This is a genomic window from Streptomyces sp. NPDC048441 (assembly GCF_043200235.1).
In the GTDB taxonomy this organism is placed as follows: domain Bacteria; phylum Actinomycetota; class Actinomycetes; order Streptomycetales; family Streptomycetaceae; genus Streptomyces.
Window position 1 is genome coordinate 52474 of sequence record NZ_JBICXM010000014.1, and the last position, 15229, is coordinate 67702.

Annotated in this window: 14 protein-coding genes; 3 read left to right on the forward strand and 11 right to left on the reverse strand. The window is 71.9% G+C overall.

Annotated elements, in window-relative coordinates; translation table 11 throughout:
- Window positions 1–47: 47 nt before the first annotated feature.
- From ACGFSB_RS29565 to ACGFSB_RS29590, 6 genes are all read right to left on the reverse strand, one after another.
- Window positions 48–1325, reverse strand: a complete 1278-nt coding sequence (locus tag ACGFSB_RS29565) for an aKG-HExxH-type peptide beta-hydroxylase (RefSeq protein ID WP_393405540.1) — start codon at window positions 1323–1325, stop codon at window positions 48–50.
- A complete protein-coding gene (locus ACGFSB_RS29570) occupies window positions 1322–1600 on the reverse strand; it encodes a hypothetical protein (protein WP_393405542.1) in 279 nt (92 codons plus the stop codon). The genes ACGFSB_RS29565 and ACGFSB_RS29570 overlap by 4 nt, the downstream gene beginning before the upstream one ends.
- Window positions 1601–1712: 112 nt before the next feature.
- Complete coding sequence (locus ACGFSB_RS29575; RefSeq protein WP_393405544.1) at window positions 1713–4835, reverse strand: SAV_2336 N-terminal domain-related protein; 3123 nt, start codon at window positions 4833–4835, stop codon at window positions 1713–1715.
- Between the two features lie 7 nt (window positions 4836–4842).
- Window positions 4843–5856 (reverse strand): AAA family ATPase, encoded by a 1014-nt coding sequence (locus ACGFSB_RS29580; RefSeq protein WP_393405546.1) that lies wholly within the window; start codon window positions 5854–5856, stop codon window positions 4843–4845.
- 120 nt (window positions 5857–5976) lie between these two features.
- Window positions 5977–8043 carry a trypsin-like peptidase domain-containing protein gene (locus tag ACGFSB_RS29585; RefSeq protein ID WP_393405548.1) on the reverse strand — a complete coding sequence of 689 codons (2067 nt, stop codon included), beginning with the start codon at window positions 8041–8043 and terminating at the stop codon, window positions 5977–5979.
- Window positions 8040–8387, reverse strand: a complete 348-nt coding sequence (locus ACGFSB_RS29590) for a CU044_2847 family protein (RefSeq protein WP_393405550.1) — start codon at window positions 8385–8387, stop codon at window positions 8040–8042. The genes ACGFSB_RS29585 and ACGFSB_RS29590 overlap by 4 nt, the downstream gene beginning before the upstream one ends.
- Before the next feature lie 122 nt (window positions 8388–8509).
- Here ACGFSB_RS29590 and ACGFSB_RS29595 point away from each other — a divergent pair, with 122 nt between their 5' ends.
- On the forward strand, window positions 8510–8695 hold the full coding sequence (locus ACGFSB_RS29595; protein ID WP_018102711.1) for a DUF6104 family protein: 186 nt from the start codon (window positions 8510–8512) through the stop codon (window positions 8693–8695).
- 106 nt (window positions 8696–8801) lie between these two features.
- Here the strand turns inward: ACGFSB_RS29595 and ACGFSB_RS29600 are convergent, their stop codons facing one another.
- Window positions 8802–9707, reverse strand: a complete 906-nt coding sequence (locus ACGFSB_RS29600; RefSeq protein ID WP_393405552.1) for a hypothetical protein — start codon at window positions 9705–9707, stop codon at window positions 8802–8804.
- A gap of 171 nt (window positions 9708–9878) precedes the next feature.
- Here ACGFSB_RS29600 and ACGFSB_RS29605 point away from each other — a divergent pair, with 171 nt between their 5' ends.
- Both ACGFSB_RS29605 and ACGFSB_RS29610 read left to right on the forward strand, forming a co-directional pair.
- Entirely contained in the window at window positions 9879–10784 is a 906-nt protein-coding gene (locus ACGFSB_RS29605) for a DUF4097 domain-containing protein (RefSeq protein WP_393405554.1), read from the forward strand.
- A gap of 1 nt (window position 10785) precedes the next feature.
- On the forward strand, window positions 10786–11871 hold the full coding sequence (locus ACGFSB_RS29610; RefSeq protein ID WP_393405556.1) for a helix-turn-helix transcriptional regulator: 1086 nt from the start codon (window positions 10786–10788) through the stop codon (window positions 11869–11871).
- Window positions 11872–11979: 108 nt separating this feature from the next.
- On the opposite strand, the gene ACGFSB_RS29615 is transcribed toward ACGFSB_RS29610, so the two are convergent.
- From ACGFSB_RS29615 to ACGFSB_RS29630, 4 genes are all read right to left on the reverse strand, one after another.
- On the reverse strand, window positions 11980–12543 hold the full coding sequence (locus ACGFSB_RS29615) for a Clp protease N-terminal domain-containing protein (RefSeq protein WP_393405889.1): 564 nt from the start codon (window positions 12541–12543) through the stop codon (window positions 11980–11982).
- Window positions 12543–12752, reverse strand: coding sequence for a helix-turn-helix domain-containing protein (locus tag ACGFSB_RS29620; RefSeq protein WP_190081985.1), 210 nt, complete (start codon window positions 12750–12752; stop codon window positions 12543–12545). Before ACGFSB_RS29620 ends, ACGFSB_RS29615 begins: the two co-directional genes overlap by 1 nt.
- 106 nt (window positions 12753–12858) lie before the next feature.
- A complete protein-coding gene (locus tag ACGFSB_RS29625) occupies window positions 12859–13824 on the reverse strand; it encodes a zinc-binding dehydrogenase (protein WP_393405558.1) in 966 nt (321 codons plus the stop codon).
- A 151-nt stretch (window positions 13825–13975) separates the two neighbouring features.
- Window positions 13976–15190: an NADP-dependent malic enzyme gene (locus ACGFSB_RS29630; RefSeq protein WP_393405560.1), complete on the reverse strand. Its 1215-nt coding sequence runs from the start codon at window positions 15188–15190 to the stop codon at window positions 13976–13978.
- Between the last annotated feature and the right edge of the window lie 39 nt (window positions 15191–15229).

A 15229-nucleotide genomic window follows, 5' to 3' on the forward strand; every position in this document is an offset into this window, starting at 1 on the left:
CCTATCGCACCTGTACCTGCACAACGTCACTTCGTGTGGACACAGTGTCACCCAAGGGTCCGGGAGGTCCGGCCCAGGCTCGCGTGATGTCTGTCCATTTCCTGGGCGAACTCCCGCCCCGCAAAGGTCAGTTCATCGGATTCAAGCAGGATGGACAAGGCTCCTTCGACCTGTTCGCGGTATATCTCGAACTGCTCTGTTGCCCGCCGCCGCCACGGTTCGGCCATACCGGTCCCCGCACGCACCCGTCGCCACAGATCGGTGAGCGCGAGATGGGCGTAGGCGCCCTGAAGGACGCCCGCGATGGGGCGGAGGTCGGGTCGCCAGCCGACGCGGTGCACGGCGTCCCCCGTCGGCTCGCACAGCGGCACGAGTTCTTGGAAGGCGGCCAGCTTGGTGTGGTGCGCCTCATGGACCAGGACCTCCGCCATCTCCTCCGCCCCGGCGGGCAGTGACGCCAGTACGGCTCCGGGGGCGGCCCGAAGCGTCGCACTCATCGGGTGCTGACCGGCCCTCCGCGGGCCGGAGGAGATGGGGACCACGGCACGCAGGACGGCCCCGATCTCGGCGGCCCGGTCGGGGTCAGTGGCCGCGAGGAGCTCCTGGGCGCCGCGCCAGCGCCGGGCCCAGGGCCGGTAGAGGTCGTTCTTCCGCTCGGCGGCGGGAAGGGCTGCGGGTCCGACGCCGGAGGGTGGCACACGGTACGGATCGAGATCGTCGAGGACGACCGCGGCGTCGGGCAGGGTGCGAAGACCGGACCAGTGGGAGCTGCCACCGTGCAGCCGACGGTCGCCCGGCTGTGCGTACAGCACAACGCCTCCGGAAGGTCCGCTGCCCATGATCCGCAGCAGCCCGGCCCCGATGCGCAACCGGGCCCGGCCGGCCGGGCAGCGCAGCACACCGAGACCGGGGAGTGCGAGCAGACCCGAGGGGACCTCGATGTCCATGGTCACCCGACAGCCGGCACGCACGGCGGCGGTGGCGGCGACAGCGCCGAAGTGCGCGAGGTGCCGCTCGAAGGCGTGGCCCTCGGGTGCGGCGAGGATCTCGGCGAGCCAGGCGCCGGTCATGGGGTAGTTCACGACATCGCGGACGGCGGTGGGGTCGGCCTCCTCGGCCCGCTCAAGGACGCTCCAGTCACGGTCGAACCGGTGGCGTACGGCGGGGTCCACCCGGTCGCGCTGCCGGTCGATCCGGGCGAGGAGAGACTTGAGGAGTACCAGACGGCGAGCGTGCAGCCCGGCACGCAGTGCCGCCTCACCCGCCTCGGTAGGCCTGGTCCTGGCGAGCTCCGCAAGGACGGAGGATGCCGACGCCAGGGTCACCCCGCCCTTTCCTCACCGTGCCGCGGCGCACCACTTCCGGCCGGAACCATGCGGCCGGCGTGTGCTTCATCGACATAGGTGGGACCGTCGCCGCTGAACCAGGACTCGCCGAGCTCCCGGGAGTGGGCAAGCACAAGGTCGACCGCCTCAGCCAGCCGTGGATCGTCCATGGCACGCAATGTCCGCAGGTCGACATGGGCCAGATCGGGCAGCAGCAGCGCTCGCCCGTAGCCCTCTTCGGGGCCAGCCGCCCATTCCCCCTGCTCCGACACCATCAGCTCCCCTCTCACGTCGTCCGCCCCGTACGACCGGCGCGGCTGCACGGTTCTTCCCGAGGCCGGTGAAACAGAAACATGTTCGACTTAACTCCGGCCACACACCCGCGTATTACGCGGTGATCACTGCCCGCACCCCTCCCCAGGTGCACCACGGCGGGGTCGCCCGGTCCCAGTCCTCGTCGGACAACCGGTCGATGCCGGGGAATCCGGGCTCGTCCGCATCGGTGGCAGCCACTCTCGCCCGCGTCAACTCCACTTCCTGCCAGTCCACTTCATGCAACGCTCCGGTCAGTTGCCGCCACTCGTCGGCGGCCGACCGGTAGGCGCCGCGCGCAGCCGCCGAGCGCCCCATCAGCTCCAGCACCCCGCCCTGCCCGTGCAGCGCACGCGCGGCCGTCACCGATCCCGGTGTGCGGCCGTAGGCGATGCGGGCCTCCTCTTCGGCGTGCTCGTAGGCCTGCAGGGCCTCGGCGAGTACGGGTGATCCGGTGCGGCGCCTCAACTCGACGATGACACGGCCCATTTGGAGCCGCCCCTCGGCACGTACCCCCGCGTCGCGCGCACCCCGGATCGCCTGGCCGAGGAGATGGCGGCTCTCGAACAGGTCGGGCAGGAAACCGAGATGACGGAAGCGCTGGGCGAGCGCGCTGCCCACCAGGCCAAGCAGCCTGCCCCGGTCGGGGGCGCGCGCGGGCAGCGCCGTGAGCGCCTCGCGCAGCACGTTCTCGGCCCGGTCGACGATCGCCGCGCCGGTGTCCGCGGCGGCGCGGCGCAGCAAAGATTCGCCCCAGGCGGTGAGCAGTCCGCTGCGGCGGGCGCTGTCGGGCGGCGCGAGGCCGGCGGCGGCTTCATAGGCACGGTCGGCACGCTGGTGGTCGCCGGTCGCTTCGTGGAAGGCCGCCTGGGCGGAGAGGCAGCGCAGCCGCAGCGCGGGGTCCGTACCGGCGGCCTCCTCCGCCCTGGCGAACACGGCGGCGGTCGCTTCGGGCGTTTCGATGCCCCGCAGGGCCTCGGCCAGGTCGAGCAGGGCAGAGCAACGGACGCTGTCAGGGGCTCCCTCGGCGTCCAACAGGTCGCAGGCGGCGCGCAGTTCGCGGGCCGCGGCGGCCGGATTCCCGTCGGCGAGCAGCAGCCGCCCGCGGCGAAGGAGCAGGGCGCGGCGGCGGTCCGCGGGCCACCGCGCGGCGTTCCCCGGCAGCGCGGCGAGTGCCTGCTGAAGAAAGTGCGTGTCCTGTGTGGCGTGCCACAACTCATGGTTCACAGCGGCGAGTTCGAGCGCCACGTCGGCGAACGCCACGCTGCTGTCGGCAGCCGCGCCCAGGGCTTCGTCGAGTACGGCCGCGGCCTCGTGCAGCAGGGTGAGGCGGCGCCCGGCCCCGCGCACGCGGGCCGTGGTGGACTCGGCGCGCAGCACCCGGCCGAGGACGAGGCGGGCCCGTACGCTGTCGGCGTCCCCGGTGGTCCCGCCTCCGCGTAAAGCCGCCTCGGCCTGCGTCCGTGCCCTGAGCAGCACGGAAGGGTCCGCCTGGTCGTGCCACCTGGCAAGGAGGCGCTCGGCCTCCAGGAGGGGCTCGGCGGCCACCAGATCCGGTTGGTAGAAGCGCAGCACGCGCGCGGGGACCGTGGCGAACAGCTCGGACTCGACCCCGGCGGGCGTCGTGTCGGCGGTGTCGGTGGTGTCGGTGGGGCCCTCGTCGGCGCCCAGTGCGGGGGCTGGGTCCTGTCCGTCCTGCCCGTCGAGCCGGGCCGCGGCGAGGGCGGCGAAGTTGCGGGTGCCCCGGTCGAAGTGGTGTTCCACATAGGCGGAGCAGTGCTTGAGCACGAGTCCGGCGGCGGCCCGGCCGAGGGAGCTGAGGAGCAGTTCCTGGACGCGTGCAGGGTAGACGAAGCAGGGCCGGGCCTCGGTCCCGGGGAGCTGCCTGAGCAGCCCGCCGAGCAGGACCTCGGCCAGCTCCATGGGCCCGGTGTCGGGAAGCATGGTGCGCTGGACGAGCTGCATGACGGGCAGCGAGAGCGGAGCCGCCGCGAGGCAGACGGCGAGCCGCAGGGCGCCGGGCGACGCGGTGGCCCTGAAGGCCCGCAGCAGTTCGTCGTCGCTGCGCCCCGCGGGCGGCGCGGGGGCGAGCGGGACTCCGGAGCCGTCGGACGCCGGTCCCACCCAGGCCGCCCAGCCGCGCACCGGGCCGCCCTGACCGGACAGCAGCCGCGCCCAGGCAGCGAACGCCTCGGGGGTCGGCTGTAGTACGGGGACCGCCTTGGCGCCCGCGGGCCGCGGTTCCCACGGCTCGTCGTCGGGATCGAAGACGGTGCGGCCGCCCGGTTGCGGCGTACGCGTGAGGAGTCCCGGCTCGGCGGGCAGTGCCGTACGCGTCCACAGCCGGGACGGCAGCGGCTGGACCACGGCGATCGGTGAGCCGCCGGGCCAGGAGTGCAGCAGCCGCTGGACCGCGCCGCTCTGCCACAGCGGGCCCACGCAGTCGCTGACGACCAGGGTGAGGCGGCGGCCCGCCGGGTCGTGCAGCTGGTTGGCCGAGCGCAGGCGGGTTCGGCTGTGCGGTCCCGTGGTGGTGCCGACGAGCAGGCTGCCGTCTCCGCTGTCGTACAACTGGTGGACCTGGACGTCGCGGAAGACACCCGACTGCTCGCACGCCTGGCGCAGTTCCTCGACAAGGCGCTCCCACACGGCCATCGCGGGCCCGGTGTCCATGAGGAGCTGGATGTCGGCACTCCGGTGGCGCGCGTCGCGCAGGACGGGGGTGATGAGGCCGGTCGCGGCGGACTGCTCGGCGGTGGCTTCCTCGTCGATGCTGCCGTCGGCGGAGTGGACGGTGTAGGGGGCGTAGCGGCGCAGGGGGCGCAGGGCCTGCTGCAGTCCGAGCAGTCCGGGCAGTGCGGCCGCCGCCGGGGCTCGTACGGGAAGGCCGGGGCCTGTACCGCCGGAGCCTGCCGTGCCGCCGCCGGGCAGATGCAGGGGCACCTCGGCGGACGTCGCCGCCGCGGGCGGGGGTTCGGGATCTTCGGCGGGGGTCCCCTCGGTCACCTCCCGCGCCGGCTCCCGGGTGTCGTCGGACCGCGGCGGGGTGGCCGCCGACGGGGCGCCCGGCTCGCCGGGCCGGGAGGCGCGCGGTAACCACTGGGCGAGCCAGACGGCGTCGGCGACCTCCTCGGCGGTGGGGTCGAGGCCGCCGTCCCTGAGCCTGCCGATGAGCTCTCCCAGATGCGTCCGCGGCATCCGGCCATCACCTCGAACGGTCGAGAGGCCGCATGAGCAACGAGGCGATCCGCTCCCGGGTGAGGCGCTCGGCGTGCGGGGTGTGCTGGGTGAGATAGAGGGCGTTGAGGAGCTGGTCGGCGGCGATGACCTCGCCGGGCTCGCGCTCCAGGAACCGGTCGATCAGATCACGGCCCTCGGTGGCGCCCTCGCCGCCGAGGTGGGCCTCGACCATGGACTTGAGCTGATCCTCGCCCGGCGGCTCCAGTTCGAGCTGGACGCAACGCCTGAGCAGGGGGGCCGGGAAGTCCCGCTCGCCGTTGGAGGTGAGCACGATGAACGGGAACGTGGTGCAGGCGATCCGGCCACCGGTGACGGTCACCTTGCGGCCGTCGTCGGTGAGCACCTGGACCGCGGGTTCGCGATCCGCGATGCGTTCGAGCTCCGGGATGGCGAACTCGCCCTCCTCCAGGGCGTTCAGCAGGTCGTTGGGGAGGTCGAGGTCGCTCTTGTCGAGCTCGTCGATGAGCAGGACGCGTGGCACGTCGGAGGGGAGCAGTGCGGTGCCGAGCGGTCCGAGACGGATGTACGAGCCGATGCCGGGCGCGGCGGCCTGGCTCCCCGACTCGCCCTGGGCGCGCTCCAGTTGGACGTCCTGGAGGCGGCCGATGGCGTCGTAGCGGTAGAGCCCGTCCCGGAGGGTGGAGCGGCTCACGATGGGCCAGCGCAGTACCCGGCCAAGGCCGAGCTCGTGGGCGACGGCGTAGGCGAGGGTCGATTTTCCGGTGCCGGGGTTGCCGGTGGCCAGGAGCGGGCGGCGCAGGTACAGAGCGGCGTTGACGGCATCGGTCTCGGCGGGCCTGGGTGCGTAGTTCTCGACGAGGGTGCGCTGGAAGCCGAGCCTGCGGGCCGTGCTCGGGTCGGTGCCCGGGGCCGCGTCCCGCTCCGAGGCCGTGAAGTCGCGCCAGGGGGGTGGAGGGGGTAACCGCTGCACTCCGTCGTGCGGCTCACCGACACCTCGGTAGATCCGCCAGTCATTCACCTTGGGCTCCTCCCGGCTCTGGTGAGGCCGCGCAGCGGGTACAGGCGACGACGACACTACCGCCGATCACCCCGGCCTGCCGACCCCGGTTCCGGCCCCATTCTGCGGTTTGACGGTCCATCAGGTCTCGATGGTCGGTGGAGAGACGGCTTCGGTGCCGTAGGGCGGGCGATCGGGCGGGTCGAACAGAACGGCGATGCCGTCGGCCCATCCGGAGTCGGCGGCCCGCTCCGGCGTGCTGGCGTGGACGCGCAGTTCCTGGATGCGGTCGCGGAGTCCGGCGGCGTTGCCGACCTTGGCCAGAAATCCACCGGCCCGGCGGTGGAACTCCTGGCAGTCGCCGTGGTCCTGGCCGTCGCGGCGCCACAGGACCAGCGGGTGTCCGGCGGCGAGCGCGGTGGCCATGGCGGCGAAGCCGTCGCCATGGCCGACATGCCCGCAGTAGACGGGCACGGAACCGCGCTCGGCTCCCATGAGTCTGCCGAACGCCGCGGGCTTGCTCTCACGGCGTACGGACGGCGCATGGCCCGATGTCACGGCCTCGTCGCGCAACGGCACGGCGGCCAGCGGGCCGTCGACGGCGGCGTTCCACAACCGCCGCCACTCGGGGATGACGTCTCTCCCGTTGCGCCTGCGGTCGCGGATGACGACGACCCGGCGTCGGCCGAGCGGCATGTAGGGCGGGTCCCACTCGTCGTAGGCCTCGTCGTCGTCGGCACCGTCCGGTATCAGGCGCCAGGCGTCGAGCGGTTCGTCGAACAACTGCCGGGGCAGCAGGGCCTCGACGGCGGCCAGGTTCTCCCCGCTGTCGCCGAGGCGCAGCGCGGCGGCGAGCGGTCCGCGCAGGGTCTCGTGCAGCTTGGAGCGCGGCACGCCGCGGTCGCTGCCGTCCAGCGGGCTCACGTCGCGGCCGTCGTACAGCAGCTTGACGCTCCACGGGTAGCGGTTGTCGTAGCCGGGGTCGCCGATGTCGACGAGGACGTCCGCACGGGCCTGGGGGCGGTTCTCCCGTACGGAGGCGACGGGTGGGGCCTGGGTGTCGGTGCCGTTCAGGATCGGGGCGAGGGCGAGGGCGATCTCCTCGGCGATCGGGCCGCGGGCCATCCCGGACCCGTACGCCAGCCAGTCGGCGAGGTCACGCAGCGCGTCCGCGGAGGCCGCGTCACGACGGGTGAGCGTGGTGTGCCGGGCGACCTTCGCGGCGTACAACAACACCGCGTCGAGGTCGAGTTCGCGCGAATTCGCCGTGCCTCGGATGTCGGGCAGGTCGTGCAGAAGACCGGCGCCCTCGCGCCAGGTGCGCGGGTCGTACTCGATGGGTGAGCGGTAATCGTCCGCGAGGACACGGCACTTCACTTCGTGTACGAGATCCATGACCTCGCCGGGGCCACCGGGCGGCGGGAGTTCGGCGAGGCGGCCGTAGAGGTGAACCCGCAGGTCCGGGGTGAGTCCGGGTGCGCCGCGGGTGCGCAGCTTGAGCTGGGTGCGCGTCCAGTCGTCGGGCCCGCCCGCGCGGTAGCGGCGCAGGTGATGGCGGTCGTGTTCACTCATGACCGTGTGCAGTACGTCGCCGCCCGGGAGGTCGTACAGCTCGTGCAGGGCGGTGACCGGGACGGCGGCGCCCTCGCTGCGGCCGACCCCCTTGACCAGGGCGATGACGGCTCCGGACTCCCGGTCGATGACGGGCCCGCCGGAGACTCCCTCGACGGGCAGGACGCCGGTCAGGAGCAGCGCCCTGGTGTCCAGCGCCTGTGCCGTGCCGAGCCCGTCGCGCACTCCGAGATCGCCGGTCTCCCGCGACCAGCCGTGCAGGCTGATCTCGGCGGGGATGGACGGGGGCCGCTCGCTCAGCCAGACGCACGGGGCATCGCGCGCGCCCGGGACGTGGACCAGGGCGATGTCGGGGAACTCCCAGCGCGACCGGTTCCCCTCAGGGACCGAGGGCCGGGGCTTGGCGAGGACGACCCTGCCCGTGGCGGTGCCGCCCTGCCAGACGACGCCGACGGCTTCTTCGCTCCGCCACACTGCGGCTCCCCCCTTTCCCACGACATGGGCGCAGGTCAGCAACCATCCCGGGGCGATGAAGAAGCCCGAACCCCAGTAGTGGTCACCATGCTGCTCATACCCCCCACCAGGCTCCACGATGCGCGCGAGCGAGGGGCGCACTATCCCCTGTACGGCGCTCATTCCGCGCCTGTCGCCGTGGCCGCGGGTTCCGTCCAGGTCAGCGACACGGACACGGACGCCTTGCCGCTGCCGTCGGCGAGGACACTGATGACCTTGCCGGCCTGCGCGGACAGCTCGATGCCGAAGTTCACGGCGACCTCGACGGAACCAGAGGGTCCGAGCCCGGAGCGCAGGGAGCCCACCACCCCGCTCACGATGTCGCCGAGTCCGCTCGCCATGTCGATGACGCGGTCACCGACTCCGGTGTCCCGGTAGCCGCCGCTGTCGATTTCCTGTGCCTCGGTGATGCGCGCCCAGACGGCGGTGCCGTCGTCGAGCCGAATCTGTGCGATCCCATCCGTCACAAAAGACCCCCGTTACCCCCATGACAAGGAGGAGCAGGCTAACTCCATGCAGGGGGCAAGAGCGAGGGAACGACCCTTATCCTGGCTGAGACACAGCGTTTTCGAGCCCAGCGGAGCCCCCCTTGTACTTCACCGACCGTGGCATCGAGGAGCTTGAGAAGCGGCGCGGCGAGGAGGAAGTCACCTTCGAGTGGCTCGCCGAGCAGCTCCGCACCTTCGTGGACCTCAACCCCGACTTCGAGGTCCCGGTAGAGCGCCTCGCGACGTGGCTGGCCCGGCTGGATGACGACGAGGACGAGGACGAGTAGGCGGTCGCAGCGGTTCACGTAGGAGGTACGCGCCGGTTCAGGTAGGCGGTACGCGCCGGTTCAGGTAGGCGGTACGCGCCGGTTCAGGTAGGCGGTACGCGCCGGTTCAGGCGGCCTTGCGCGTAGCCCCCGAACCGCCCCCGCAAGGCCCGGCGTCAGCCGCCCGTACGCGGTCGTAGGCGAAGCCCAACGCCCCCTGCGCCAGCAGCAGCAGCGCCGCGGCCGCCCATCCCGCACTGCGCCGCCGTACGGCCCACGCCGCCACCGGCAGCCCCGCGGCCAGCTGCGCCGCGGCCAGCGCGCGGGCCCTGGGTCCCCGTAGCCACGGCCCGAGACGGCCGCGCTCCACGACGTCGAGCTCCGCCCGTACCGCGTCCCGCCACCCCGACCACTCGACCTGCCGCACCCCCGGCACCACGTGGGCCACCGCCCGCAACCGGTCGGCGGGTTCGCCGGGGCTCAGGCCTGTCGGCAGGGCCGCTCCGGCCCGCGTGAGCACGGCGAGCAGCCCCAGCATCCGCGCACGGGCGTCGGCGTCGGCGTCGGCGTCCGTGTTCGGGCGCCCCAGGGCCTCAAGCGCCTGCATGTCGAGGACGGGGTCGAGCCCGAGCCGCGCGGCGAAGGTACGCAGGGCCTCGCCCTCGCCGACGGGCGTCCCGTTCGCCAGCCATTCGTAGCCGACCGTGCGCCGGAAGCCCGCCGCGAGCGTGAAGCCGGACCGGTCGGAGTCCCACCACAGGGCGAGCACGGGCCAGGTCGACCCGACGGCGAGCGCGGTGGCCCACCCCGTGAGCACCCGGTCAACGGGTTCGTCACCGTGCACCCAGGGCTTGCCCTCAGGGACGAGCACACTCCACTCGCGCCCCGCCGGGGCGAGCAGCAGCCGCTCGCGCAACAGGCGTGCCGCGGGCTCGACCGCGTCGAGGTCGGCCCGGCAGAGCAGGAGGGCACCGGCGGCGGCGCGCTCGGAGAAGGAAGCACGCTCGAAAGCCTCGAAAGCATCGGACGACATGGCCCCACGCTAGGTCAAATCACCATATTCGGCGCTGAGAAGCGACAGTGTCTTGACTTTCCGCAACCGCGATATATCGTGTATCTCAGAGACGCGATATGGCGCGTTGCCGTCCAGGGTGTCAGAGGCCGTCAGGCCCTGCCGCCCGGCTCACCCCAGGAGGTCAGCCCGATGTCAGAGTGGTCCGTCGCCGAGCCCAAGAAGCTCACCTTCGACGCCCCAGTGACAACACTCCAGGTGCGCGTCGTCAACGGAACAGTGAACGTCGTGGGCACCGACGAAGTTTCCGCCAGGCTCGAGGTCTCCGAGATAGAGGGCCCGCCCCTGACCGTCACGCAGTCGGAAGGCACCCTGTCCGTGGCGTATGACGACCTGCCCTGGAAGGGCTTCCTCAAGTGGCTCGACCGCAAGGGCTGGCGCCGCAGCGTGGTGGTCTCCCTGGCCGTCCCCGCGGGCACCCGGGTAGAGGTGGGCGTCGTCGGGGCGGGCGCCGTGGTCTCGGGGATCGAAGGACCCACGGAGGTCAAGGGCGTCACCGGCGACACCACCTTCGTCGGCCTCTCGGGACCCGTCCGCGCCGACACGGTCTCCGGCAGCGTGGAGGCCCAGGGCATCACCGGCGACCTGCGGTTCAACTCGGTCTCCGGTGACCTGACCGTCTTCGAGGGCGCGGGCTCCTCCGTTCGGGCCGATTCCGTGAGCGGCTCGATGATCGTGGACCTCGACCCGGCGGGCGCCCCGACCGACATCGGCCTGACGAACGTCTCGGGCGAGATCGCGATCCGGCTTCCCCATCCGACGGACGCGGACGTGGAGGCGAACACCGCGAGCGGCTCGGTGTCCAACGCGTTCGAGGATCTGCGCGTCAGCGGCCAGTGGGGGGCCAAGAGGATCACCGGCCGCCTGGGCTCGGGCAGCGGAAAGCTCAAGGCGACGACGGTCTCGGGATCCATCGCGCTGCTGCGCAGGCCGCCGACAGAGGAAGATCCATCCGACGCCGTCCTTCCGACCACGCCCTCGACGGACGACGCCACCCCGACGGACGACGCCGCCCCGACCGACAAGAAGGTGCTCTGAGATGGCCCCCGTGTTCGCCCACGGCCGACTGCGCCTGTACCTGCTCAAGCTCCTCGACGAGGCCCCGCGCCACGGCTATGAGGTGATCCGCCTCCTGGAAGAGCGCTTCCAGGGGCTTTACGCCCCTTCGGCGGGCACGGTCTACCCGCGCCTGGCCAAGCTGGAGGCAGAGGGCCTGGTCACGCACACCACGGAGGGCGGCCGCAAGGTCTACGCCATCACGGACGCGGGCCGCGCCGAACTGGCCGACCGCAGAGGCGAGCTGGCCGACCTGGAGCTGGAGATCCGCGATTCGGTCGCCGAGCTCGCGGCCGAGATCCGGGACGGCGTGCGGGGCGCGGCCGGTGAGCTCCGCCGCGAGATGCGGGAGGCGGCCAAGGAGGCCCGTGCGTCCGGCGGCACGTCCGGCACGTCCGATGGCAAGAGCGGCTCCGCCGCGGGGAAGGCCTTCCCGGACGCCTCCGACTTCTTCGACGGCTCCTGGGGCGACAAGGAGGGCTGGCGCCAGGCAAAGGAGGAGTTCAAGCGCGCCAAGCAGGAGTGGAAGGACCAGGCGCGGCGCGCGAAGGACGAGACCCGCCGGGCACGCGAGGAAGCCCAGCGCGCCCGCCGCCAGGCCCAGACGGCGCAGGAAACCGCGCACGCCCAGGCTCAGGAGGAGGTGCAGCGCATCGCACGGCGCGTCCAGGACCAGGTGCAGGACCACTTCACGCGGGGCGACTGGCCGACGGGGGTCCGCGAGGGCCTGACGGAACTGGCCAAGGAGTTCGGCGAGTTCGGAAAGAACGCAGGCCACGACTTCGGCCGCAAGGGCGGCAAGGGCACGCGGGCGACCGCCGAGGAGCCCAAGTTCACGGTGGACCGCGAGGACGAGGTCCCTACGGAGTATGTCCCGGACTGGGCCCAGGACGACAGCACCGGCCACCCGGAACGCGACCTGGACCGCCTCCTGGACCGCTTCCGCGACGACATCCGCGACGCGGCCCGGGACCACGGCGTGACGGAGGACCAACTCCGGGACGCCCGACGGCACTTGTCTGCGGCGGCGGCCCACATCGCCGCGACACTGCGCACACCGAAGGCGTGACCTGGGCGGTCGACAGAGAGGGCGGCGTCGGCGCTCCGGGACTCGGCGCCGACGCCTGAGGGAGGACGCCCGAGGGAGGGCAGAGCTGTGCATGGCGCGACGCCACTCCTACTCGGCGCCCCCGCCGTACAGCACCCTCTCCACCGACTCATGCGTCACGCCATGATCCGCAAGCACCTCGCTGATGGGCCCGGGGCGGACAGTGAGGGCGAACAAGATGTGCTCGTCGCCGATGTGCCGGTCCCGGCGAGCGGTGGCGATGCGCAGGGACTTCTCCAGGGTGTCCTTGGCCTCGCGGGTGAAGGGCAGGCGCCCGGTCCAGCCGAGGCCGGACCGCCCGGCCCTGCGCCCGCCCGCCAACGCGCCCACGCCATGAGTCTCCTCGACCCGGGACACGATCTCGGACACGTCGATGCCGAGCTCGGCCAGGGCCTCCGTGTCGGCCTGCGAAAGACCCCCGCGGCGCCGTGCCTCGCCAAGGGCTCCCTCGATCGAGTCCCGGCGACGCGTGGCCCCGAGTGAGGCCAGGGCGAAGGACGCCCGGCTCGCCTCGCGGTCGAGCAGCGCGAGCAGCATGTGCCCGTCGTCGACGGAGTCGGCGCCCTCGCCCTCGGCATGGTCGACCGCACCCTTGACCACGGCGCGGGCGTCCTTCGTGAACCGCTCGAACATCATTGCCTCCCGTACTTCTTGTGCACGGCCTGCCTGCTCACTCCGAGCTCCGCGGCGATCCCCTGCCACGACCAGCCCTGCAGACGCGCACTGCGCACCTGCACGGCCTCCAACTGCTCCACCAGCCTCCGCAGCGCGGAGACGGCTCGCAGTCCGACTCGTGGGTCACGGTCACCCGCACGCTCGGCGAGATCCGTAGCTTCGGTCATGCGTGTCAACTTACGTTGACGGAAGGTGGGTGTCAACCGTAATTGACAAGGCCGACGGTCCAAGGTGAGGCTGGTGAGGCCAGCGAGATCGGTGAGATCGGTGAGATCACCCGACCTCGAGCACGATCTTCCCGAACTGCCCGCCCGACTCCATCCGCTCGAAGCCCTCGCGCGCCCGGTCGAGCGGCAGCACCTCGTCGATGACGGGACGTACGCCCGTGGCGGCGCAGAAGGAGAGCAGGTCCTCCAGCTCGTCCTTGGAGCCCATGGTCGAGCCGACGATCTTCAGCTCCAGGAAGAAGACCCGCGTCAGCTCCGCGTGCGAGGGCCGGTCACCGCTGGTCGCGCCCGAGATCACCAGAGTGCCGCCCGGCTTGAGGGACTTGATCGAGTGCGACCACGTCGCCGCCCCCACCGTCTCGATGACGGCGTCCACCCGCTGCGGAAGCCGCGCACCGGACTCGACAGCCTCCACGGCGCCCAGCTCCAGGGCCCGCTTCCGCTTGGCCTCGTCGCGGCTCGTGGCGAAGACCCGGAGCCCCGCCGCCTTGCCGAGCACGATCGCGGCCGTCGCGACGCCGCCCCCGGCACCCTGCACAAGCACCGAATCACCGGGACGCACCCCGGCATTGGTGAAGAGCATGCGGTACGCGGTGAGCCACGCGGTCGGCAGACAGGCCGCCTCCGCGAACGACAGTTCCTTCGGCTTCGGCAGCAGATTCCACGTGGGGACGGAGACCTGCTCGGCGAAGGTCCCCTGATACTTCTCGGTCAGGATCGAGCGACCCTCGCGGGGCCCGACTCCGTACCCGGTCTGACCGATGACGGAGTGCAGCACGACCTCATTGCCGTCCTCGTCGATCCCGGCGGCATCACAGCCGAGGATCATCGGCAACTTGTCCTCGGCGAGGCCGACCCCGCGCAGGGACCACAGGTCATGGTGATTGAGGGAGGCGGCCCTGACATTCACGGTCGACCAGCCGGCCCTGGCATCGGGGGCGGGACGCTCCCCCAACTCAAGGCCACTGAGCGGCTGGTCACGGTCGATGCGGGCGGCGTAGGCGGCGAACATGAGGCAGACGATAGGCGGGCGCCCTACCCGCACGTAACCATGCACGGCTGTGACACACGCCGCGCCCCGTGCCGTACGCAACCGCGCCCCCGTGCCGTACGCAACACGTGCGTACGAGACGGGGGCGCGGTCATACCGTCGAGCGCACCGCTCAGCGTCGAGCCACGCCCTCGGCCCGAGCGGCAGCAGCCACAGCGGCAGTCACAGCCGGTGCGACCCTCTCGTCGAACGGCGAGGGAATCACGTAGTCGGCCGACAGCTCATCGCCCACCACACCGGCCAGCGCCTCCGCGGCGGCGATCTTCATGCCCTCGGTGATCCGCGACGCCCGCACCTGGAGCGCCCCGGCGAAGATGCCGGGGAAGGCGAGGACGTTGTTGATCTGGTTCGGGTAGTCCGAACGCCCCGTCGCGACGACAGCCGCGTACTTGTGGGCGATGTCCGGGTGCACCTCGGGGTTCGGGTTGGCCATGGCGAACACGAACGAGTCGGGCGCCATGGAGGCGACCGCGGGCTCGGGGACGGTGCCGCCCGAGACACCGATGAACACATCGGCACCCGCGAGCGCACTCTCGAGCGAACCGCTGAGCCCGGCCTTGTTGGTGAGCTCCGCGAGCTCCCGCTTGACCGGGGTGAGGTCCTCCCGGTCCCGGCTCACGACGCCCTTGCGGTCCGCGACCGCCACATCGCCGAGGCCCGCCTCGAGCAGGAACTTGGCGATAGCGACCCCGGCCGCACCCGCACCGGAGATCACGGCGCGCAGCTCGCCGAGCGTGCGCCCGGTCAGCTTCGCCGCGTTCCGCAGCGCGGCGAGCGTCACGACCGCCGTGCCGTGCTGGTCGTCGTGGAAGACGGGGATGTCGAGCCGCTCCTGGAGCTTGCGCTCGATCTCGAAGCAGCGCGGGGCCGAGATGTCCTCGAGGTTGACACCGCCGAAGGACGGCGCGAGCCGCACCACGGTCTCGACGATCTCGTCCGTGTCCGTCGTCGCGAGCGCGATCGGAACCGCGTCCACGCCGCCGAACTGCTTGAACAGAATCGCCTTGCCCTCCATCACGGGGAGGGAGGCCTCGGGGCCGATGTCACCGAGGCCGAGCACGGCCGTGCCGTCGGTGACGACGGCCACGACATTCGACTTCCATGTGTAGTCGTTCACCAGCTCCGGCTGCTCGGCGATCGCGGTGCACACTTTCGCGACGCCGGGCGTGTACGCCAGGGACAGGTCGTCCTTGTTCCGCACCGGCACAGTGGCCTGCACGGCCATCTTGCCGCCACGGTGCAGCGCGAACGCCGGATCGAAGGGCTCTTCAGCGCCTTCGTGACCCGTACTGCTGGCGCTGCGAGGATTGACGATCTCCGCTGCCACTTGTCTTACCCCTTAAGTCTTAAATCATCAGTTGAGGGT